Annotated in this window: 20 protein-coding genes, 1 rRNA gene, 1 pseudogene and 1 riboswitch; of the genes and pseudogenes, 20 read left to right on the top strand and 2 right to left on the bottom strand. The window is 47.0% G+C overall.

From position 1 onward, the window contains the following. Nucleotides 1-17 precede the first annotated feature (17 nt). On the top strand, nucleotides 18-878 hold the full coding sequence (speE, locus tag J2S00_RS15970; protein WP_307342073.1) for a polyamine aminopropyltransferase: 861 nt from the start codon (nucleotides 18-20) through the stop codon (nucleotides 876-878). A gap of 79 nt (nucleotides 879-957) precedes the next feature. Here the strand turns inward: speE and J2S00_RS15965 are convergent, their stop codons facing one another. Continuing rightward, on the bottom strand, nucleotides 958-2,886 hold the full coding sequence (locus J2S00_RS15965; RefSeq protein ID WP_307342070.1) for an ABC-F family ATP-binding cassette domain-containing protein: 1,929 nt from the start codon (nucleotides 2,884-2,886) through the stop codon (nucleotides 958-960). 229 nt (nucleotides 2,887-3,115) lie between these two features. Between J2S00_RS15965 and moaC the strand changes: the two genes are divergently transcribed. The 12 genes and pseudogenes from moaC (at nucleotide 3,116) to J2S00_RS15905 (ending at nucleotide 12,264) form a co-directional block, all read left to right on the top strand. Continuing rightward, entirely contained in the window at nucleotides 3,116-3,604 is a 489-nt protein-coding gene (moaC, locus tag J2S00_RS15960) for a cyclic pyranopterin monophosphate synthase MoaC (RefSeq protein WP_307342067.1), read from the top strand. 1 nt (nucleotide 3,605) lies between these two features. Next, a complete protein-coding gene (locus J2S00_RS15955; RefSeq protein ID WP_307342064.1) occupies nucleotides 3,606-4,094 on the top strand; it encodes a MogA/MoaB family molybdenum cofactor biosynthesis protein in 489 nt (162 codons plus the stop codon). Further along, nucleotides 4,094-4,759 (top strand): redox-sensing transcriptional repressor Rex, encoded by a 666-nt coding sequence (locus J2S00_RS15950; protein WP_370875890.1) that lies wholly within the window; start codon nucleotides 4,094-4,096, stop codon nucleotides 4,757-4,759. Before J2S00_RS15955 ends, J2S00_RS15950 begins: the two co-directional genes overlap by 1 nt. 4 nt (nucleotides 4,760-4,763) lie before the next feature. Continuing rightward, a complete protein-coding gene (locus J2S00_RS15945; RefSeq protein ID WP_307342062.1) occupies nucleotides 4,764-4,949 on the top strand; it encodes a twin-arginine translocase TatA/TatE family subunit in 186 nt (61 codons plus the stop codon). Between the two features lie 110 nt (nucleotides 4,950-5,059). Further along, on the top strand, nucleotides 5,060-5,782 hold the full coding sequence (gene tatC / locus J2S00_RS15940) for a twin-arginine translocase subunit TatC (RefSeq protein WP_503128588.1): 723 nt from the start codon (nucleotides 5,060-5,062) through the stop codon (nucleotides 5,780-5,782). A gap of 153 nt (nucleotides 5,783-5,935) precedes the next feature. Continuing rightward, the gene (gene groES / locus J2S00_RS15935; protein WP_307342057.1) at nucleotides 5,936-6,217 is read left to right on the top strand and encodes a co-chaperone GroES; all 282 of its coding nucleotides are present in this window, start codon (nucleotides 5,936-5,938) and stop codon (nucleotides 6,215-6,217) included. Nucleotides 6,218-6,302: 85 nt separating this feature from the next. Then, on the top strand, nucleotides 6,303-7,925 hold the full coding sequence (groL, locus tag J2S00_RS15930) for a chaperonin GroEL (RefSeq protein ID WP_307342054.1): 1,623 nt from the start codon (nucleotides 6,303-6,305) through the stop codon (nucleotides 7,923-7,925). Between the two features lie 301 nt (nucleotides 7,926-8,226). Continuing rightward, nucleotides 8,227-8,529, top strand: coding sequence for a CC/Se motif family (seleno)protein (locus tag J2S00_RS15925; RefSeq protein ID WP_307342051.1), 303 nt, complete (start codon nucleotides 8,227-8,229; stop codon nucleotides 8,527-8,529). Between the two features lie 23 nt (nucleotides 8,530-8,552). Continuing rightward, nucleotides 8,553-9,083 carry a DUF8052 family protein gene (locus tag J2S00_RS15920; RefSeq protein WP_307342048.1) on the top strand — a complete coding sequence of 177 codons (531 nt, stop codon included), beginning with the start codon at nucleotides 8,553-8,555 and terminating at the stop codon, nucleotides 9,081-9,083. A 4-nt stretch (nucleotides 9,084-9,087) separates the two neighbouring features. Continuing rightward, a complete protein-coding gene (locus tag J2S00_RS15915; protein WP_307342045.1) occupies nucleotides 9,088-10,713 on the top strand; it encodes a carbon starvation CstA family protein in 1,626 nt (541 codons plus the stop codon). 216 nt (nucleotides 10,714-10,929) lie between these two features. Then, a pseudogene (locus tag J2S00_RS15910) lies at nucleotides 10,930-11,720 on the top strand (TIGR00366 family protein); the annotation flags it as partial. Between the two features lie 217 nt (nucleotides 11,721-11,937). Further along, the gene (locus tag J2S00_RS15905) at nucleotides 11,938-12,264 is read left to right on the top strand and encodes a DUF2325 domain-containing protein (protein WP_307342042.1); all 327 of its coding nucleotides are present in this window, start codon (nucleotides 11,938-11,940) and stop codon (nucleotides 12,262-12,264) included. A gap of 28 nt (nucleotides 12,265-12,292) precedes the next feature. Here J2S00_RS15905 and J2S00_RS15900 read toward each other — a convergent pair whose 3' ends face one another. Continuing rightward, the gene (locus J2S00_RS15900; RefSeq protein WP_307342039.1) at nucleotides 12,293-13,222 is read right to left on the bottom strand and encodes a diacylglycerol/lipid kinase family protein; all 930 of its coding nucleotides are present in this window, start codon (nucleotides 13,220-13,222) and stop codon (nucleotides 12,293-12,295) included. A gap of 178 nt (nucleotides 13,223-13,400) precedes the next feature. Between J2S00_RS15900 and J2S00_RS15895 the strand changes: the two genes are divergently transcribed. The 7 genes from J2S00_RS15895 to J2S00_RS15865 all read left to right on the top strand — a co-directional run. Further along, nucleotides 13,401-14,381: an AAA family ATPase gene (locus J2S00_RS15895; protein ID WP_307342036.1), complete on the top strand. Its 981-nt coding sequence runs from the start codon at nucleotides 13,401-13,403 to the stop codon at nucleotides 14,379-14,381. A gap of 10 nt (nucleotides 14,382-14,391) precedes the next feature. Beyond that, nucleotides 14,392-15,624 (top strand): DUF58 domain-containing protein, encoded by a 1,233-nt coding sequence (locus J2S00_RS15890; protein WP_307342033.1) that lies wholly within the window; start codon nucleotides 14,392-14,394, stop codon nucleotides 15,622-15,624. Beyond that, nucleotides 15,605-17,854: a transglutaminase TgpA family protein gene (locus J2S00_RS15885; protein WP_307342030.1), complete on the top strand. Its 2,250-nt coding sequence runs from the start codon at nucleotides 15,605-15,607 to the stop codon at nucleotides 17,852-17,854. The genes J2S00_RS15890 and J2S00_RS15885 overlap by 20 nt, the downstream gene beginning before the upstream one ends. 93 nt (nucleotides 17,855-17,947) lie before the next feature. Beyond that, nucleotides 17,948-19,486: a glutamine-hydrolyzing GMP synthase gene (gene guaA / locus J2S00_RS15880; protein WP_307342028.1), complete on the top strand. Its 1,539-nt coding sequence runs from the start codon at nucleotides 17,948-17,950 to the stop codon at nucleotides 19,484-19,486. A gap of 136 nt (nucleotides 19,487-19,622) precedes the next feature. Then, a riboswitch (purine riboswitch) is annotated at nucleotides 19,623-19,724 on the top strand. A 195-nt stretch (nucleotides 19,725-19,919) separates the two neighbouring features. Next, nucleotides 19,920-21,236, top strand: coding sequence for an NCS2 family permease (locus J2S00_RS15875; protein WP_307342025.1), 1,317 nt, complete (start codon nucleotides 19,920-19,922; stop codon nucleotides 21,234-21,236). 178 nt (nucleotides 21,237-21,414) lie between these two features. Further along, a complete protein-coding gene (locus tag J2S00_RS15870) occupies nucleotides 21,415-21,570 on the top strand; it encodes a hypothetical protein (protein ID WP_307342022.1) in 156 nt (51 codons plus the stop codon). A 224-nt stretch (nucleotides 21,571-21,794) separates the two neighbouring features. Further along, nucleotides 21,795-21,872, top strand: a 16S ribosomal RNA gene (locus J2S00_RS15865); the annotation flags it as partial.

Here is a 21,872-nt window from a genome sequence, read left to right as displayed (position 1 = left end):
TCGAGGGAGGGTGTCTGGTGATTACACAACTTGAATGGTTGAAGGAAATAGACGGTCACTTGTGGCTGGTGGAAGATGAAAGGGAAAATATGAAATTAAGCTACCGGGTCAAAGAAGTCATCCATGCGGAACAATCACCGTTTCAGCATGTGATGATTGTGGATACATATGATTTTGGACCGACGCTCGTTCTGGATGGTGTGGTCCAAACCACATCCCGGGATGGCCATATTTACAATGAGATGATCACACACATTCCCCTTTTAACCCATCCCCATCCTAAGCGGGTCTTAATTATCGGTGGAGGTGACTGCGGGGCGGCCCGAGAGGTGTGTAAATACCCTCAGGTGGAACAGATTGATATGGTTGAAATTGATGAATTAGTCGTCAAAGTCTCCAAGCAATACTTAACAGATGTGTCAGGCAACTTGTCCGATCCCCGCGTTAACTTTATCTACGAAGACGGGACAAGCTTTATCAAAAATCGCCAAGAAACGTACGATGTGGTCATTGTGGATTCCTCTGATCCCATTGGACCGGCTGAACAACTTTTCTCCTACGAGTTTTACCGTGACGTGCACCGGGCTTTGCAAACAGACGGTGTCATGGTCTGCCAGAGTCAGTCACCTATCTTTCATATGAATATTTTGAAGCAAACTTATGAGCGGATAGGTCAGCTTTTTCCTGTTGTCCATGTTTATCAGGCTGTGGTGCCCACTTATCCGGGAGGATTATGGAGTTTTACGCTTGGCTCGAAAACATACCGTCCGGAGCAGCTGGATGCTAAGTGGGATAAACAGGCCAAGTATGTCAATCAGGGAATTTTGCAAGGCTGCTTCCAACTGCCTGAATCTGTGCGTCAGGCGTTGGAAAAGTAAACAGACGGGTAGCACGCATGATGCGGCTACCCGTTTCCTTTAGTCCTTAGCTTTAAAGTGCCGGGAATAGTCCCATCCGTCAGTGCAGCTGTTCCTCCAGTTCTGCCCACTCTTCCAGCAGCTGATCCAATGTTTGTCGTGCGGCGTCAATATGACGCTGAACCTCTTGAGCCTGTTCGTAATCTTGGTAGACATCAGGAGAGTAAAGCTGCTCTTCCAACGTTTTAATCATCTCTTCCGTTTGTTTAATTTCCCCTTCCAATTGTTCTTTGCGCCGCTTGAGCTTCCTTAATTCCCGCTGGCGGGCCTTCTCCAGTTCATAATTGTGTTGCTCCGGTTTGGTGGATTGTTCCAGGGCCTTTTGTTGGCCAAGTGCCTCGATTTCCGCTTGTTCTTTTCTTTTTTCAAGATAATAATCGTAATTGCCAAGGTACATCTCCGCTCCGCGGGCGGTTAACCGTATCACTTTAGTGGCCAGCCGGTTTAGGAAGTAGCGGTCATGAGAGACGAATATAATGGTTCCGGGAAACGCCTCTAAGGCCTCCTCCAACACCTCTTTGGCGTAGATGTCCAAGTGATTGGTCGGCTCGTCCAAGATGAGTGTGTTGGCTTGTTCCAGCATCAATTTGGCCAAAGCCAGTCTGGCCCGTTCTCCGCCGCTTAAAGCAGAAACGGTTTTGTTTACGTCCTCCCCGCTAAACAGAAATTGCCCCAAGAGGGAACGCACTTCTTGTTCCTGGAGATGGGGATAGTCATCCCACACTTCGGCCAGTACTGTTTTGTGAGGATGGAGCTTGTCATGCTCCTGGTCAAAATACCCGAACTTAACATGCGCTCCGATCTGAATGGTACCGGACAGTCTGGGCAGCTGCCCTGTAATTGTTTTTAACAAAGTAGTTTTGCCAATACCATTAGGACCCACAACCGCGATCCGGTCAGCGCGAAAGACTGAGAAGGAGATATTTTGGGCCAGCACATGGTGCTGATCATAACCCAGCTTTAAGCCTTCCACCTTGAGCACGTCATACCCGCTGGGACGTCCCGCCTCAAAGCGGAAAAGGGCGGTTTTGTGCTCTGTGCGGGGGCGTTCAACCACTTCCATTTTTTCAAGCATCTTGCGTTTGGACTGGGCCCGTTTGGAAGTGGAAGCCCTGGCAATGTTACGTTGGATAAATTCTTCAGCCCGGGCGATCTCTTGTTGTTGCCTGCGGTACTGTTTCAACTGCTGCTCAAGACGGGCGCTTTTTTGTTGGATAAAAGCGGAGTAGTTGCCTTGATAGCATGTGATTTTGGTGTGGTCCAATTCATAGATCACTGTGGCTAATCGATCTAGGAAATAGCGGTCGTGGGAGACGATCAGTATGGCCCCCGGGTAAGCTGACAAATAGTTTTCCAGCCAGGAGAGGGTATCCAGATCCAGATAGTTGGTCGGCTCATCTAACATGATCAGATCCGGCTCTTGGAGCAGGAGTTTGGCCAGGGCCAGCCGTGTTTTCTCTCCGCCACTTAAGACAGATACGGGAGCTGTATAATCTTTATGGGCAAAGCGCAAACCGTGCAGCACATTGCGGATCTTGGCCTCGTATTCATATCCCCCTTGGGCTTTAAACGCATCCTGAGCCCTGCTATACTCCTCAAGCAGTTGCTGGTATCGCTCCTGATCTTGGTAAACCTCTCCCTGGGACATGAGCTGCTCCATATGCCGCAAACGCCGTTCCTCATCGATCAAATGTTGAAACACACTCAGCATCTCTTGCCAGATGGAACGGGAGGAGACAAGTCCGGCATTTTGAGCCAGGTAACCAACCGTGACATCTTTGGGATGGTAAATCTCCCCACTGTCGTAAGAGGTCTCACCAATTAAAATTTTAAGCAAGGTTGATTTGCCTGCACCATTGGGCCCTACCAGGCCAATTCTGTCCTTAGCTTGTATGTCTATGGTGACGTCCGTGAGAATCGGTATTCCCGCATAGGTCTTTGTTAAACGGTGTGTGCCGAGAATTCGCATGTTCTTCACCCCAGTTCTTTTTCAGTGTACCTGAGGGACAAGTGTTGTTCAAGGCTAGCCAAAGTCCCAAGCTCACCTGATTGTTCAAAAAAAGTTCACCATTTTTTTAAATGGGAAGCCGCTTGGTGCAAGACAAGGATATGTGAAATGATGTACAATAAATACGGAATCGTGCACAAATTTGTTCACCAACATTTTGGCACTTAAAACAGGAGGCTCAACATAAACCATGTCGTCATTTACCCATTTTAATGAACAGGGGAGGGCCAGGATGGTCGATGTCTCTGATAAACAAGAGACCAAACGGACGGCTGTGGCCTTCAGCCAGGTTCAAATGCCCCGTGAAGTTTTGGATCAGATTGAACAAGGGAAGGTTAAAAAGGGGGATGTACTGGCCGTTGCCCAAGTGGCTGGTGTGATGGCCGCTAAAAATACACCCCAATGGATTCCCATGTGTCATCCTTTGCCCTTGACAGGGATCGACATTCGCTTTGAACCGGTACGGGAAGGGAAACAGGCTGTGATTAAAATTTATGCGGAAGTAAAAACAACAGGAAAAACAGGTGTAGAAATGGAAGCACTTACAGCTGCACAAGCGGCCGCCCTGACCATTTATGATATGTGTAAAGCATTGGACAAAGGCATGGTGATTGGCCCCACCTATCTCCTGAAAAAAACAGGAGGCAAAAGCGGAGATTTCAAGAGGGAGGAACGTTAGTATGTGGAAAGTGGCCATTGTTGTAGCGAGCAATAAAGCATCACGGGGGGAGCGGGTGGATAACAGCGGGCCGGCGGTAAAAGATGTGTTAACCCACCATCTGGAAGCCAATGTTATCATCTACCGTGTCTTGCCGGATTGTATCGAAACCCTGAAAGAAAATATGATTGAGATCACCGACCGTCACCAAGTGGATTTGCTGGTCACTGTGGGCGGAACAGGCTTAAGTCCGGATGACGTCACCCCTGAAGCGACCAGACAGGTGATTGACCGCGTCGTTCCAGGCATGGCTGAAGAGATGCGGCGCAAAGCACTGGAGAGCTCCCGCTTGGCCATGTTTACCCGCGCCATTTGCGGTACGCGCGGCAACTCGCTCATTATTAACCTTCCGGGTGCTGTGCAAGATGCTCAAACCTGTTTAGAAGCAATCATTGATCAATTGCCTAACGCTTTGACTATTTTGCGTGGTGAAGAAGGGGTTAATGCCTGATGAGCGAGCAACGGATTCCGCAAGCCACAGCCAAGCGGCTGCCGTTGTATTACCGGGTGCTGGAAAATATTAAAAGGGCAGGAAAACAGCGCATCTCATCGACGGAACTGAGCGAAGCTGTTAAAATAGATGCAGCCACCATCCGGCGGGATTTTTCCTACTTTGGAGCGCTGGGCCGCAAAGGTTATGGGTACAATGTGGAGTATTTATTGTCCTTTTTTCGGAAAATCTTAGAACAAGATAATAAAACAGGCGTGGTGCTCATCGGGGTTGGTAACCTGGGTACGGCCCTGTTGCGCTATAATTTCCAAAAAAGCCACAACATCAAAATTATGAAAGCCTACGACGTTGATCCGCACAAGATTGGCCAAACCATTGGCGGGATCCCCATTTATGCTTTGGACAATCTCCAGGAAGGGGACCTGGCTGACACCCCCATTGCCATTTTAACGGTGCCGGCCCAAGTGGCTCAAGAGACAGTAAACCTGCTGATCAAAGCTGGCATCAAAGGGATCCTTAACTTTACCCCTGCCAGAATTGATGTGCCAGATCATATCCGTATCCATCATATTGATCTGACCATCGAATTACAAACCCTGATTTACTTTTTAAAACATTATCCTTCACCTTCTAAGGAAGAAGGATTGGATAAATTGGAGGGATAAACAAATGCCAACTATCGGACCTGTCAGTTTAATTTTAATTATTTTAGTGGCACTGCTCTTGTTCGGGCCGAGCAAACTGCCTGAATTGGGCCGTGCCTTTGGAAAAACCTTGCGTGAATTTAAAAATGCCACCAATGGCCTGGTTGATGAGGATAAACCGAAGCAAACAGAAGAGAAAAACGATCGTTAAACAATTGTTTAAACTGCCTGGTGCCGGAGGAGAGAGAAATGGAGCAGGAACAGCGTTCCATACCCAAACATATCAAAAGAACCAATATTAAGCACAAGCAAAGCGATGATATGAGCGTCATGGAACATATCGGTGAATTGAGAAAAAGGGTCATCTATGTTTTGATCCTTTTTCTTGTGTCCATGGTATTGGGATTTTTCCTCGCCGATAACGTGGTGCAGTATCTGCAAAAACAACCGGTGGCTGCTCAGATTCCCTGGGTGGTCATCGGTTTAACTGATGCCTTTAAGGTTTTTTTCCTGTTTTCCATCGTCGTTGGTTTGGTGATAACCTTTCCATTTGCGTTGTACCAAATCTGGGCCTTTGTTAGCCCAGGTTTAACCGAGAAAGAACGTAAAATCACCCTGGCCTACATTCCAGGGGCTGCCGTTCTGTTTGTTGCCGGCTTGGCGTTCGGTTATTATTGGTTGTTCCCTTTTGTCATTCAGTTTATGACGGGGATTGCCAGCCGGCTTGGGGCGGAAGAGATGTACGGTATGATCCACTATTTTCAGTTTATGTTCACGCTGGTTGTTCCCTTTGGTTTCATCTTTCAAATGCCGCTACTGGTTCTCTTTCTCACCCGGTTGGGTGTGGTTTCCCCGTTGCTGTTAAAACGCATGCGTAAGTACGCCTATTTTGCCCTGTTTGTCATTGCGGCCTTAATTACGCCTCCTGAGCTCCTTTCCCACCTTTTGGTCACTGTGCCGTTGATCATCCTCTATGAGATCAGCGTATGGCTGTCCCAGCTAACATACCGGCGGATGGCAGCAAAAAGAATAAATCAGGAGTAAAAGTTATATGCTATTAAAGTGCAAAACTTTTTCATACAACAGATGAAAAAGGGACTTGCAAAACCAAACTAAAATGATTAATATATTAGGTGTTAGCACTCGTGTTGGGTGAGTGCTAACAATTAAAATCAAATATTAAGGAGGGCGTTTGAAATGTTGAAGCCACTAGGCGATCGTGTGGTTATTGAACCCATTGAAAAAGAAGAAACAACAGCAAGCGGCATTGTGCTTCCTGATACGGCTAAAGAAAAGCCGCAAGAAGGTAAAGTGGTTGCTGTTGGCAGTGGCCGGATTGAAAACGGTGAGCGCATTCCTTTAGAAGTGAAAGAAGGCGATCGTGTTATCTTTTCCAAATACGCCGGAACGGAAGTTAAATTTGATAACAAAGAATTGCTGATTATGCGCGAGAGCGATATTCTGGCTATTTTAAGCTAACATCAGCTTGGTGTGCGTTATACAGGCCATGGTTGTCTAAAACTTTTTAAGTAAAAATAATATTACATAATAGGAGGCGGAAGTGATGGCTAAACAGCTTAAGTTTAGTGAAACAGCTCGTCGTGCCATGCTGCGCGGTGTGGATACATTGGCTGATGCAGTGAAAGTAACCCTTGGACCAAAAGGGCGCAACGTTGTTCTGGAAAAGAAATTTGGTTCCCCGTTAATTACCAATGACGGTGTGACCATTGCCAAAGAAATTGAATTGAAAGACCCGTTTGAAAACATGGGTGCCAAACTGGTTGCTGAAGTGGCCAACAAAACCAACGATGTAGCTGGTGACGGTACAACCACTGCGACTGTTCTGGCCCAAGCCATGATCCGTGAAGGATTGAAAAACGTGGCTGCCGGTGCCAACCCCATGGGTCTGAAGCGAGGCATCGAAAAAGCCATCAAAGCTGCCGTTGAAGAAATTAAAAACATTTCCAAGCCGATTGAAGGCAAATCTTCCATTGCCCAAGTCGCTGCCATTTCTGCTGCTGACGAAGAGATTGGGCAACTCATTGCAGAAGCAATGGAAAAAGTGGGCAATGACGGTGTGATCACCGTTGAGGAATCCAAAGGTTTTGTCACTGAATTAGAAGTGGTTGAAGGTATGCAATTCGACCGCGGTTACGCTTCTCCTTACATGGTAACTGATACGGACAAAATGGAAGCTGTCCTTGACAATCCCTATATCTTGATTACCGATAAGAAAATCTCCAACATTCAAGAGGTATTGCCGATCCTGGAACAAGTCGTCCAGCAAGGCAAGCCGCTGTTGATCATCGCTGAAGATGTTGAAGGTGAAGCACTGGCTACCTTAGTGGTTAACAAGCTGCGCGGAACATTCAACGCTGTAGCTGTTAAAGCACCTGGTTTCGGCGACCGTCGCAAGGCGATGCTTGAAGATATTGCTATCCTGACGGGTGGCCAAGTGATCACCGAAGACCTCGGCTTAGAGCTGAAATCTGCCCGCATCGATCAACTGGGCCGCGCTGGCAAAGTGGTTGTGACCAAAGAACACACCACCATTGTTGAAGGCCATGGCGACTCTGACAAAATTGCCGGCCGCGTCAACCAAATTCGTGCTCAACTGGAAGAGACTACATCTGAGTTTGACAAAGAAAAATTACAAGAGCGCTTAGCCAAATTGGCCGGCGGTGTGGCTGTCATCAAAGTGGGTGCTGCCACTGAAACCGAATTGAAAGAGAAAAAGCTGCGCATCGAGGATGCTTTGAACTCAACTCGCGCTGCTGTTGAAGAAGGTATCGTTTCCGGTGGTGGTACTGCACTGGTTAACGTGATTTCCGCTGTTGAGAAGCTGGATGTTGAAGGCGACGAGAAAACAGGTGTCAACATTGTGCTGCGTGCCCTTGAAGAGCCTGTACGTCAAATTGCCCACAATGCCGGTCTGGAAGGTTCCGTCATTGTTGAGCGCCTGAAAAAAGAACCGGTAGGCACCGGATTTAACGCGGCTACCGGCGAATGGGTAAACATGCTGGAAGCGGGTATTGTTGACCCGGCTAAAGTGACCCGTTCTGCTCTGCAAAACGCAGCCAGTGTATCCGCTATGTTCTTAACCACGGAGGCCATTGTGGCTGATGAGCCTGAAGAAGAAGATAAAAACGGAAACCCTGGCATGCCGGACATGGGCGGCATGATGTAATCCCCCTCCTCTATAAAAACAAGATTATAAAAACAAGATTAGGAAGCAACCTGCCACCTGTACAGTGGCAGGTTTTTTTAAACTAAGTTATAATAGTAATAGAAAATGACAGCGCTTTCATAAATATTTATTAGGCAGGTTAATCATCCCACTACTTCATTTGTCCGGAAATTGATATAATATTATTACCTCTTACTTAGGAGCGCCTATTCCTCCTGGTCTTGTTAATTTAGTCAGATAATTGGCAAGATAGGATGAACCTGGTCAATTTTAAATTGAACAACGAAAGGGGGCTTTAAAGATGTCCCTCCACGTTCAGCTGGAGGATAAAGCCAAAACCTGGCTGGCTGCCAAAGGAAAAACATTAACTGTGCAACTGTTGAAAGCCCGAGGATGTTGTGGAGGCGGGCCAATGGAACTGACGGCCCACTTGGGGGAGCCTGATGACCTGCAGCGCTTTAAAGAAATTCAAGTAGATGGTTTGCGTATCTTTGTCCCATATCATATAGAACAGTTTCTGAAAAAAGACACATTAGACCTCAAACTATGGGGAATTGGCCCCTTTAAATCAATCATTGTGGCAAACGGTGTCGATCTTTTCTAACTGTCGCAGAGAGGATGAAGCACATGTCGGTAAACGAACAGACTATTCGGCACTATATCCAAAAGATCGCTAACCGGTTTGTCCACTTTTTTGATGTGTACCGGGATGAAGACCTTGGACAAATCCCACTTGCCTTTATGGCCTTGTATAAACGCAGAGATGAACGATATTTGATTACCAAATCGATTAAAGTTTGGGGAGTTGAAAATCAGCAGTGCGTTTTTGTTGCGGCCAGTAAAGCACCGTTAACTTCGGGTTTTATTCAGATGTTTAAAGAGGAGCTGATCAAGAATATAAAGCACTATGTTCCCGAGCACCGGGAACATATGTCCACCATTTTTCTAGGTGTGATGGTGACCGATCAGCCAGTAACTCGTGATCTTGTGAGGGAGGTGAGGCGCTTTAGAAAATTGAGGTTTATCAAATATGGCTGGTATGGTTGGGCTGAAATTTATATGGCCATTGTGGATCTCAAAGCTAAGGAAGTGCATATTCATCCGAAGGGTGAATCGTTTGTTGAGCCTTTTAAAAAACAATTGACAGAGGAGGCTTAGACAGGTGAACTTTCTCACGTTGATGTTCATTTGTGGTGTTATCTTTATCATTGCTTACTTTACTTACGGCAAATTTCTGGAACGCAAGCTGGGTATAGACCCCAACCGTCCCACACCTGCTCATACCATGCATGATGGTGTGGACTATGTACCGGCTAAAAAACCTGTTCTTTTAGGGCACCATTATGCCTCCATCGCCGGGGGAGGACCGATTGTCGGGCCGATTACAGCAGCGGTCTTTGGTTGGTTGCCTGCCGTGCTGTGGGTAGTGATTGGAAGCATCTTTGTCGGCGGAGTGCATGATTACAGTTCACTGCAAGCATCAATCCGTCATAAAGCCCAATCGATTGGTGCTGTGATAAAAGAGTATATTGGCAACCGCGGCCAAATTCTATTCTTACTTTTCTCTATTTCGGCTCTAATTTTAATTGTTGGTGTATTTGTTATCCTCGTTGCTGACACCTTTGTAGCGGTCCCTCAAGCAGCTACGGCTTCTATGCTCTTTTTGGGGCTGGCCATCCTGTTTGGTTTTGTGGTTAACCAGTTGCGTGTCAACCTGGTGGTAGCTACTATTTTCGGTATGATTGCCATGCTGGCTTCTGTATGGATCGGCATTAACTATCCGCTGAACTTAAGTGCAACCACATGGGTTTGGATCTTGCTCATTTACGCCTATGTGGCATCAGTATTGCCTGTGTGGGTCCTTTTGCAGCCCCGGGACTATCTCAACTCCTTCTTGTTGTACGGGATGATGGTTGGTGCGGTGCTGGGTATCATTATTGCCGCTCCCGCTATTCAAATGGACGCTTATACTGGCTTTTATGATGAAAATCTTGGTTATCTGTTCCCCATCTTGTTTATTACCATTGCTTGCGGGGCTATTTCCGGATTTCACTCCCTGGTGTCTTCAGGTACGACTGCCAAACAGCTGGACAATGAAAGAAGCGGGAAATTTATCACCTACGGCGGCATGTTACTGGAAGGTTTCCTGGCTATCATCGTCATTGGATCTATTGCCTATTTGACCCAAGCAGAATATGCGGCTAGATTGGCAGAATTGGGCGGGCCGATTGGTACTTTTGCTGCTGGCATCGGCTACTTCATGTCCCATTGGGGTATTGCTGAAACAACGGCAACCACCTTTGCGGCCTTAACTGCTTCAGCCTTCCTGTTTACTACCCTGGATTCAGCGACACGTCTTGGCCGTTATGCCGTACAGGAGCTGGCTGATCAGAGGGTACCGGCTCTAGCTAAAAACATCCATTTATCCACATTGATTGTATTGATCGGTGCAGGTGCCTTGGCACTATCCGGTACTTGGTCTACTGTCTGGCCTTTGTTCGGTTCAGCCAATCAGATGCTAGGGGCCATTGCCTTGCTGGCGGTATCTGTATGGCTGATTAAGAAAGGGGTTAAATCTTACTTTACCATTATTCCCATGGTGTTTATGTTTATTGTGACATTGAGTGCCCTAGTGGTTCTCATCCAGCGCAACTTTGCGACAGGGAATTATTTCCTCGCTATTTCAGCCATTTTCCTGGCTGTACTGTGTTTGTTCTTAATAATGGAGGCGTGGCGTTCCCTGTCTGCCACCAAGGATGAGGATACCACAGTGAAAGCAGACAGCTAGGAACCTTTATCGCTTGGTCGGATGCGGAGACGCAAGGTGCACTTGGTCATCTTTGAAAAAGGCGCATGAGTGATTCATGCGCCTGTTAATTTCAGCTCAAATGAAAGCGTTTGCCTTACTTGTGAGAACAATATGAGCAGTCATAAAGGGGGAGCGGCATGTTTAAACGAGCAACGATATTTTTTGACGGCCTGATGCAGCGTTATCTGCCTGATCCATTTCTGTGAGGAACTGATTGGCGTGATTCCGACCAGTCATACAATTTTTGCTGGTTTTAACCTGTTTATCGTAATTGCTTTACTGGTTGTGCTGCCTGTTCTTAACCGGATGATGCTTACGTCAACTGAAAACCGGGTTTACATTGACCGGACACTGCTGGAGGAACCGGCTGAATCTGCCACTCAAGATCAGTATGTTGCCCGTACACCAGCCGAAAAACTGGAAAACAGCCGTCTGGTTTCCCTTCTGACAGGTGCCATGGGGCTGGCGTTCATTTTATATTATTTCATTGTGCAATCGGGAACCTGGGCATTCTCTTTCATGGCACACCGCGGCGGTTTTTGGAAAGTGTGAAACAGGCGGTTAAAAATGCGGGAGGGATTATGATCCAGTTTCCGTTTTATGCGGGGATTATGGGCATGATGGTCTCTTCCGGGCTGGCGGAGAAAATGTCTCTGTGGTTTGTGCAGATCTCTAACGAATATACATTCCCCTTGTTTACCTTTATCAGTGCGGGTATCGTAAACTTTTTCGTGCCTTCTGGCGGGGGACAATGGGCTGTGCAGGCCCCGGTCATGCTTCCGGCTGCTTTGGAGCTGGGCGTTGATACAGCCAAAACAGCCATGGCTGTTGCCTGGGGAGATGCGTGGACAAACATGATCCAACCTTTCTGGGCTTTACCGGCGCTTGCTATTGCCGGACTGCGGGCAAAAGATATTATGGGATTCTGTATCATGGCTCTAATTGTCAGCGGCTTGATTATTTCCATTGGTTTATTAGTGTTTTAACGTGCTTAACAACCAAAAGAGAATTAGAGTATGACCAGGCTCAGCCATTGTGTCTAAAGGTGAAGAGCACAATGGCTGGGGTTATTTTTTCATTTGATAATCATTTTCATTGACAAATGGGCGCATTTTTCTTACAATTTAATTGAAATTGATTCTCATTATCTGAAAAGTTAAAGTCGGCCATGTTTATAAAACAATCGAACAGAGGTGATGAAAGATGCGCTCATTACTGGTTGTCGGAGGCGATCACCTGGGTAATATTACAGATCAATTAAAAGAATTGGGTGTCTGTCAGATTTGTCATGTGTCAGGACGCAAGTGTCAGCAAGTGAAACGGGAGATCCCCAAGAATGTGGATGCCGTGCTGGTTCTGACCGATTATATCAATCACAATTTATCTAAAGTGATTAAACAACGGGCCAAGGAACAGAGAGTACCGATCTATTTTGCTAAGCGTTCCTGGTGTTCAATCTATAGGTGTTTAACAGCAGGGGATCCCCAGCGTTTTTTATCATCAACCAAGCCCAGGTCTCATGTGCATTAAATAGACGGTCTTGGGTGCGATGTTGAAATCATCTCCATATGGTCCGGGTTCTTTTTTCGATGGTTAACAAGATGGGAGAGGTTCCGATGATCTCACCATCAGCATGAACCGTCATCGGCTCCTCGCTGCTCACTTGGATCATTTCCCCTTTAATCAGCTTGACAGCTTTAAGCCGTGTGTGCCAGCCAAGATAAACAGAGCCAAGGGCTAACATCACCTGCCATGGCTTAAGCTGATGGACCACGCAAACATTAAGCAGTCCATCGTTGGGGCGAGCTTGGGGAATGATTTTCATACCGCCCCCATAATAAGGGATATTACATATAGCTACCAGCCACACATCCCTAAAGGTGTATTCCTGCCCGTCGACCCTGATGATGACTTCCTGTGTCCGGTATTTGAACAATAATTTAAGTGCTGAGATCACATAAGCCAATATCCCCAGCTTAAAGGTGTTCAGCCATTTTTTATAGCGCGCCTGGTTGGTATATTTAGCCACTTCACCGTCAAAACCGACACCAATCCCGTTGATAAAATAACCTTTTCCCTTACGCTTATGGCCCAGGTGGTAAACCCCCATATCATAGCGGGCAAGGGATGAGGAAGAAGTGGCCAAAATGTGGTTTAAGGCAGGCAAGGGACGTCGGGGCAGGCCAAAACCCCGGGCAAAGTCGTTGCCGGAACCGGCTGAAATCGCACTAAACGGGATTCGGGGGTACTTAGACAATCCATTAATGATTTCGTGTACGGTGCCATCACCGCCTACGGCGATGATGGCTGTTATTTTTTCTTGGTAGAGTTCGGCCAGTTGTTTAGCCAGCTCTGTACCATGACCAGCTTGTTTGGTAAAAAAGGAGCGGTAAGGAACTTGCCGTTTATCCAGCTCCTTGCGTACTTTTTTCCATATTTTTAACCCTTTACCATTCCCTGATACAGGATTGACAATAAAGATATACATGTTTTTTTCTCCGTTCTAGAACTTTTCTTCAACGTATTCGTCTTTTATCTCTAAAATTCCTTCTTCACTTGCAGTATGTTAACATCAAAGAAAAGGATTAAAAGCAGGGTGGAATGGTATTAATGGAATAATGGGAAATAGAATCATAGAAAAGGAACGAGAGAACAAGGAGGCGCTTATGACCGATTCAAATCTTGTTTCAGTGGATCAGTATCATCCTAAACTAGCAGAAGTCATGAACAATGTGCATAAGGTGATGGTGGGCAAAGAACAGGTTGTGGAACTGACTTTAGTCGCTATATTGGCCAAAGGACATATATTGCTGGAAGATGTGCCTGGGGTTGGTAAAACCATGCTTGTCCGTTCTCTGGCCCGTTCTCTGGGCTGTACATTTAAACGCATTCAATTTACCCCGGACCTGTTGCCGTCGGATGTCACGGGTGTGTCGATTTTTAATCAGAAGGAACTTAAGTTTGAGTTTCGCCCAGGCCCCATTTTTGGACACATTGTATTGGCCGATGAGATCAACCGGACTTCTCCCAAAACCCAGTCTGCCTTGCTGGAAGCAATGGAAGAGGGCAGTGTGACAGTAGATGGTGAAACCCGGCCGCTGCCATCGCCTTTTTTGGTGATGGCCACCCAAAATCCCATCGAGTATGAAGGCACTTATCCGTTGCCCGAGGCCCAATTGGACCGTTTTCTATTAAAATTAAAGCTTGGCTATCCTTCTAAAGATCAAGAAGTAGACTTATTAGTCCGCCTCAGAGCAGGACATCCCATTGACAAGCTGGAAGCGGTGATGTCTATCGAAGAACTGGTCAACCTGCAGGAGGAGGTTCGCAAAGTGTATGTTGAGGATTCGGTTGCACGGTATATGGTAGCCCTAGCCCGTGCTACCCGGGAGCATCCCAGTGTCTACCTTGGAGCCAGTCCGCGTGGTTCGATTGCCCTGCTTCATGCCGCACAAGCCCTGGCCTTTATCCGGGGGCGGGATTATGTGATTCCTGATGATGTGAAATATTTGGCTCCTTATACTCTGGGCCATCGTATCATCCTCACATCTGAAGCACGCTTAAATGGGGCCAGTGTGGAACTCATCATCGCTGAGGTTTTGAAGCATGTCAGTGTCCCTGTAGTGGAAGAAGTGATGAAAAGCTAGGAGTGATTGAATGTCCCTGCGCTCATCGACAGGATTGTTCACCATTTTGGTCTTGCTGCTGGTCACTTACGCCTTTGCCAAATTTCAGGGCGGGTTTATCAGTTGGTTTATTTTTTACACGTATGCACCCGTTGCTTTCTTAGCTGTACTCCAATATTTTTTTGGATTAAGCGGGGTGACTGTTGAACGGGAAGTCAGTAGAGAACGCTGTGTGGCCGGGGAGGCGCTCCAAGTGAGCCTTATTGTGCATAATCCTTATCGTTTGCCCTTGGTCTACCTCGTTCTTGCTGATCATCTTCCTGCACAGCTGAAAGCAAGAACATCAGTAAAGGAGATCATGGTCTTCCCGTGGTTTAAACGCATGTTTAAAGTGACTTATCGGATTGACGAGCTTCCCAGAGGCCGCTATCAATGGCAGCGGGTCGAACTCAAGACAGGTGATTGGTTTGGTTTTGTCAAGTGTACAAAGCAAGTGGAAGCACGACAGACAGTCGTGGTCTACCCCCGTTATCAGGAGATTTTCAGCTGGCCTGTTGTAAATGACCGCAATACGGGCCTGGGTCGTGCCCGCCATGTCAAGAAAAGTGAGGAGATGGCCTCGGTTATTGGCACCCGGGAGTATGTCCCAGGTGACCGCTTGGCCCGTATCCATTGGAAAGCAAGTGCCAAAAGCGGGGGACTTAAAACCAAAGAATTTGAGCATAAGCTCCGTCGCGATGTAATGCTGTTTTTAGACAGGGAAAAACAGGCTTACGGTGATGAGGAACATCCCTTGTTCGAGTGGGCCATATCCCTCACCGCAACTTTGGTACGCTATACATTAAAACATCATTTTGCCTGCGGATTGGTTTCTTACGGAAAGACCCAGACCGTATTGCCCCTGGAGCGAGCAGGGGAACAACTGTATCGCATCTTTGATCATTTGGCCCATATTAAAGCGGATGCTGCCTATCCTTTTATCAAGACGGTGTTGCGTGAGGTGGCTCATCTTCCGCAGGGCACAACTGTTGTTATTGTTTCTCCGGTCTTAAATAAGAAGATGACCATGATGCTGGCTGATTTAGCCTATCGTAAGATTCAAGCAGAATTTTTTTGGATAAAAGGAGGACGGGAAATGACATCTGCTGAAAAAGACGCGCTGTCAGTGCTCAACAGGGAGGGGATCCCAGTATACCCCATCACCTCCCCTTTATTCCCGTCTCACCTGTCAAGGAGTGAGCTTAATGCTTCTCTTGTACAATGATCAAAGGCAAGGTTCAGCAAGCCCTTTGTTAACCAGTGTTATGTTAGCCTTGCTCACCTTGCTGTTTTGGGAGTGGTTGCGCCCTCTTCCCTTATTGACCGAGACTCATGCGGTTTACCCTTTTGTGATTTTCTTTGTGATTGTAATGGTGCTAAAAGTTTTAAGGTTGGCCTGGTACTTTTCCGTGCCGCTGGTTAGTTTAGTGTGGCTGTTCTTACTTCATCACTTGTACTTCACCGGCCCTTTGTTCAGTCTCAGCTGGCTTTCCTATCTTGTTCAGGAACTTGTTTATGCTATTCCCTTTATTTTAGAGCGCGATTGGAGCAGTGTGTCATTTTTAAGCCGGACCTTTTTCTTCTTCATGTTGATATGGCTAATTGCTCTCTCTTTGTATGAAAGTGTGTTTCTAAGGCAGCGGGTGTTGTACTTTGTCGTGATGACCATCACCTATCTGGCTGTCTTGGACACTTTTACCCCCTTTGACGCTAAAGGCCCGGTCATTAGGACGGTGCTGGGTGGATTTCTGCTTTTGTCTGTGGTTCACTGGAGGCATATTGCCAGTAAAGCTGAACAACAGGGAGGGACGGGTGCAGCATTCCGTCCTGCAAGCTGGATGGTGCTCAGTCTGGTTTTTATTGTGGCAGCAGCAAGTGTCGCTTATACGGCGCCAAAGGCTGAGCCTGCCTGGCCCGACCCGGTGGCTTTTATTCAAGCTTATTCAGAAGGCTCCGGAGCAAGAGCGGTGCAGCGGGTTGGATACGATGGAGCGGATGAAGTGCTGGGTGGTCCTTTTATTGAAGATGATACCATTGTGTTTCAGGCTGTGACGGAGACCCTTCATTATTGGCGTGGGGAGTCTCGGGATTATTATAATGGTCAGGGATGGGAAAACTCTGACAGCATGGAAATTTTCTTTGCCTTCGACGATGTGGAACAGGTCAGAACTAACATGGATCTCTTCTTGGCGGATCCAGCAACGGAGACTGACATGATCCGGGCCGAGTTGTATTTTGCCGGGGAACGGGCCCAGCTGTTTTACCCAGGAGATCCACTTGAAGTCAAAGTCTTTACCAATACAGACGTCGTTGCCGGATGGGAGAGGTTTTCCGGGCGTTGGTTCAGTTATGATCGTCTTCATCATTATCAACCGGCCCCGCTCTCAGGATATGAACTGGTTAGTGCCTTCCCGTCCTATTCAGTGAAAGCCCTGAGGGAAGCAAATACAGAGCAAATACCTGCAGAGATCCGCAACCGTTACACCCAGCTGCCTGATACTCTTCCAGACAGGGTGGGCCAGCTGGCGCTTGAAGCGGTTGAAGGGGAAGAGACCATGTATGACCAGGTACGGGCCATTGAGGCTTATTTTCGGCTGAACGGCTTCGAATATGAAACAGAGGATGTGCCTGTGCCGGGACCCGGTGAGGATTATGTGGATCAGTTCTTGTTTGAAACACAGCGTGGTTATTGTGATAACTTTTCCTCTGCCATGGTGGTGATGTTGCGCACTTTGGATATTCCGGCCCGCTGGGTCAAGGGCTTTACGTCTGGAGAAGTCGTGGACCGTCATGACCGTACTTATAACACAGTGGTGCGCAATAAAAATGCTCATTCTTGGGTGGAAGTTTATTTTCCAGGCGTCGGCTGGGTTCCTTTTGAGCCAACGCGTACCTTCCAGAATCCTTACCAATTCGAACGGGATGATCTGGACCTCACTCAGGAGTGGGACAGTGCAACTGCACAGCAAGAGTTTCTAGAGGAACAGCGGTCTGAACAGTACTTAGAGCAGGAAAGTGAATCGGCAGCCGCACAGGTGGATAATCAAAACCTGACACATGGTCTGCAGCCCGTGGGTTGGATGATCGCTATAGCTTTGGGGTTTATGTGTATCGTCAGCTTGGTTTTTGTTTTCACTTGGCGGAGAGTGATCTTGTCCTGGATTATTTGGCGTTACCGGCAGGGTACAGATCAGCGGTGGTTGATGAACACATACGCTGTGTTGCTCCGCTATTTGGGACGTTTTATCAAACCGAAGCACCCTTCCCAAACATTGCGTGAATATGTGTTAAGCCTGGAAAGCGAGTTGGAGATCCAGCAGTTAATCCCCTTAATCCGCCGCTTTGAAGAAACGCGCTATGGTAACCATTCCCTTTCAGCCTCAAGCATGCGGCAGATTTACCAGCTCTGGCTCTCAGTCATGAAACAATTAAAATCTTCACCAGGGAAAAAATAAAGGTTGACCTTTGTCAGCTGACTTGTTAGAAATAGAAAAGAACGTGATGCCTGATGACATGCAGAAGAAATGCGAGAATAGGAGGACAACACAATGGAAAGACCAGACGAAATGATTGTAGTACTTGATTTTGGGGGGCAGTACAATCAGCTCATTGCCAGGCGCATTCGTGAGCTGGGGGTATACAGTGAGCTCTTGCCTTATCATATTCCTGTGGAAAAATTGAAGGAGCTCAATCCTAAAGGGATTATCTTCTCAGGTGGTCCCAACAGCGTATATGATGAAGGAGCTCCCCGGTGTGACCAGCGCATTTTTGAGCTGAACATCCCCATTTTGGGTATTTGTTATGGGATGCAGCTCTTGGCTCATCATTTGGGAGGGCGTGTGGAAAAAGCCCAGCACCGTGAATATGGCAAGGCCACACTTTCCCTGCGAGCCGGTTCTGTTTTGTTGCAAGGGCTTGAAGAGGAGCAAGTGGTATGGATGAGCCATGGAGACCTTGTCCAGGAACCTCCGGCTGGTTTTGAAGTCACCGCAGTGAGTCCCACTTGTCCGGTGGCTGCTATGGAGGATAGGGACAGAAAGTTGTATGCTGTGCAGTTCCATCCAGAGGTCAGACACACATTAAAGGGCATGGAGATACTGAGACAGTTTGTGTATGGTGTGTGTCAGTGCAAAGGTGAATGGACGATGGATGCCTTTATTGATCAGGCTGTGGCAGCTATTCGCCAACAAGTGGGGGACAAAAAAGTGCTGTGCGCCTTAAGCGGAGGGGTAGACTCATCGGTTGTTGCTGCTCTGGTTCACAGGGCCATCGGTGACCAGTTAACCTGTATGTTTGTGGATCATGGTTTGCTGCGCAAAGGTGAAGCTGACAGTGTCATGCAAACTTTTGCTGACAAGTTCCAAATGAACGTAGTAAAGGTGGACGCCCGGGAACGCTTTTTACAAAAGTTAAAAGGGGTATCTGACCCGGAGCAAAAACGGAAAATCATTGGTAATGAATTTATTTATGTGTTTGAGGAAGAAGCCAGTAAACTTGAAGAGATGGATTTCCTGGCTCAGGGAACATTGTATACGGACATTATTGAGAGCGGAACAGAGACAGCTCAAACCATTAAGTCACACCATAATGTAGGCGGGTTGCCGGAAGAAATGAAAATGGATTTAATCGAGCCTCTTAATACGCTGTTTAAGGATGAGGTGCGTAAGCTGGGTGAAGAACTTGGGCTTCCGCCCGAAATTGTCTGGCGCCAACCTTTCCCCGGTCCAGGCCTTGCGATCCGTGTTTTGGGCGAAGTGACAGAAGAGAAACTGGAGATTGTGCGTGAATCAGATTACATTTTACGTGAGGAGATTAAAAAAGCAGGGCTGGAGCGTGACATCTGGCAGTACTTCACCACCCTGCCTAATATTCGCTCCGTAGGTGTCATGGGTGATGCCCGTACTTATGATTATACCGTTGGAATCAGGGCGGTCACCTCTGTGGACGGCATGACGGCTGATTGGGCACGTATCCCTTATGATGTGTTAGAACGGATTTCTAACCGGATTTGTAATGAAGTGCCCGGTGTCAACCGGGTGGTGTATGACATTACCTCTAAACCCCCGGCTACGATTGAATGGGAATAATGGGTCAGGAATAAACGGCCAATATGTCCCAAGTATAACACGAACCTTCTGGTAAATATTCAAGGAAATGTTCGGTTTTTTGTTGACGAAAATCTACATTTCATTTACACTAAAGATGGTTACAGGCATGTCTTAACATCAATATTATTGTTTCGCGCGTATATGCCTGAGAATATGGCTCAGGTGTCTCTACCAGGCAACCGTAAATTGCTTGACTACGTGCGGAGTGACAGGAATGAAGAGGTCCTCCTCTGTCATTTCATCATCTCTGCATGTCATTTAACAGATAAGCAAAGCCTAGGTAGAAAGAGCCTTGGCTTTGCTTTTTTGTTGCTTTAGAGCACCATCTGCTAAATGCGGTCACCCCAATTCGGCGAAAAAATAAAAGTGCTCTGCTGTGACTGTTAACAGAAGTAACATGAGGAGGATCGACATGGAACGGTACTTTGAATTTGAGAAACATAACACCTCGTACCGGCAAGAATTTATTGCGGGCCTAACCACCTTTTTGGCCATGGCTTATATCTTGTTTGTCAATGCCTTTATTTTAGCTGATGCCGGAATGGATCCGGGTGCTGTTTTTGTGGCCACGGCACTGGCTTCTGCTCTCGGCTGTTTAATCATGGGTTTATGGGCTAAATACCCGATTGCGTTGGCGCCTGGAATGGGACTTAATGCTTTTTTCGCCTATACGGTGGTGCTGGGTATGGGCATTCCCTGGCAGGCAGCCTTAGCTGGTGTGATGGTATCTGGTCTTATTTTCTTTATTTTGACCCTGACCAAGGTGCGCGAAACGATTATTAATGCCATTCCTCTGCAGCTCAAATTGGCTGCTGGAGCCGGTATTGGTTTCTTTATTGCCTTTATTGGGATGCAAAATGCTGGCATTATCGTCGCTGATGAGGTGACACTCGTACAATTGGGTGAATTAATGACACCGTCCACCCTGCTGGCCATCTTCGGCTTGGTGATTACGGCATTATTTATGATTCGCGGTTTTAAAGGCGGCATTTTCTATGGGATGATCCTGACTGCATTAGCTGGTATGGTGGTAGGCATTGTCTCCATGCCATCGGCCATTGTGTCCAGCATACCCAGCCTTGCCCCCACATTTGGGGCTGCCATCGCTTACCCTTTGAGTCATCCGGAACAATTTTTTACGGCCCAAATGCTGGTTGTTATCTTTACCTTCTTGTTTGTGGACTTTTTTGATACAGCCGGAACATTGATGGCTGTTGCCAATCAAGCCGGGTTTCTGAAAAACAATAAGCTGCCCCGGGCATCCAGAGCGCTCTCATCTGATTCTGTTGCTACTGTGGTAGGTGCTGTTTTGGGAACTTCCACGACCACATCTTATATTGAGTCTTCAGCCGGTGTCGCTGCTGGAGGACGGACAGGCTTTACATCGGTCGTTGTGGCAGGGCTGTTTTTAGTTGCTCTCTTTTTCTCTCCCTTACTGGAAATCTTTTTGGAAAATCCGGGGTTAACATCACCTGCTTTAATTATCGTGGGTGTGCTAATGGCAGGAGCTTTGGGGTCGATTGAATGGAACAAACTTGAGTTTGCTTTACCGGCTTTTGTCACGATTATCGCCATGCCCTTGACATATAGTATTGCCACGGGGATCGCCTTAGGCTTTATCATGTATCCCTTAACTAAGATTTTTAAAGGGGAATATAAAGACGTACACCCCATTATGTACGTCATGTTCTTCATCTTCCTGGCTTACTTTATTTGGTTGGTCGAATAGACCGCTGCGCGGCCGATCTTTGCTTAAAATAGGCTTCCAGGTATTAAAATGAAAAAGATGCCTTGTGAGTCGTCGGAACTCGCAAGGCATTTTATTTCGTGTAACGAAATAATTTTGTGGTAAGAAAGCCATCAACTCGTTTTGTGAAGCGGGGGCTGGTACGGAGGAGAAACAGCGGATGACTCAAGTGTACTTATTATTAGCTAGTGCAACCACATTGTGGCTTTTTTATTGCGGCAAAATTTTCTCCCGTCATACAAATTTTCTGCTCATTGCTGCCCATCCTATAGTGTTGCTCCAATTGGTTTATCAAGGAGATGGAAAAATATTCTAGTTGCAATCGGTACAGGGCTATGATATATTATCTCTTGTCGCTGCGAAAGCGGCTTTAAATGATAGGAGCACACCGTTACTAAAGTTATTTTTAATTCCTCCTAGCAAAAATTAACTATTGACATTAAACTAAGTTGTGTTATACTAAGGAATGTCGCTTCAAAACAGAACCTTGAAAACTGAACAAAGCACAAGCGTGCGAGGCTCATTCCTTTGGGAATGACTTTTACGGAGAGTTTGATCCTGGCTCAGGACGAACGCTGGCGGCACGCCTAATACATGCAAGTCGAGCGCGTGAAGCTT

This window comes from Caldalkalibacillus uzonensis, assembly GCF_030814135.1.
Classification (GTDB): Bacteria; Bacillota; Bacilli; order Caldalkalibacillales; family Caldalkalibacillaceae; genus Caldalkalibacillus; species Caldalkalibacillus uzonensis.
The sequence above is the reverse complement of the archived record's forward strand: the minus strand, read 5'-3'. Positions and strand labels throughout refer to the sequence as shown.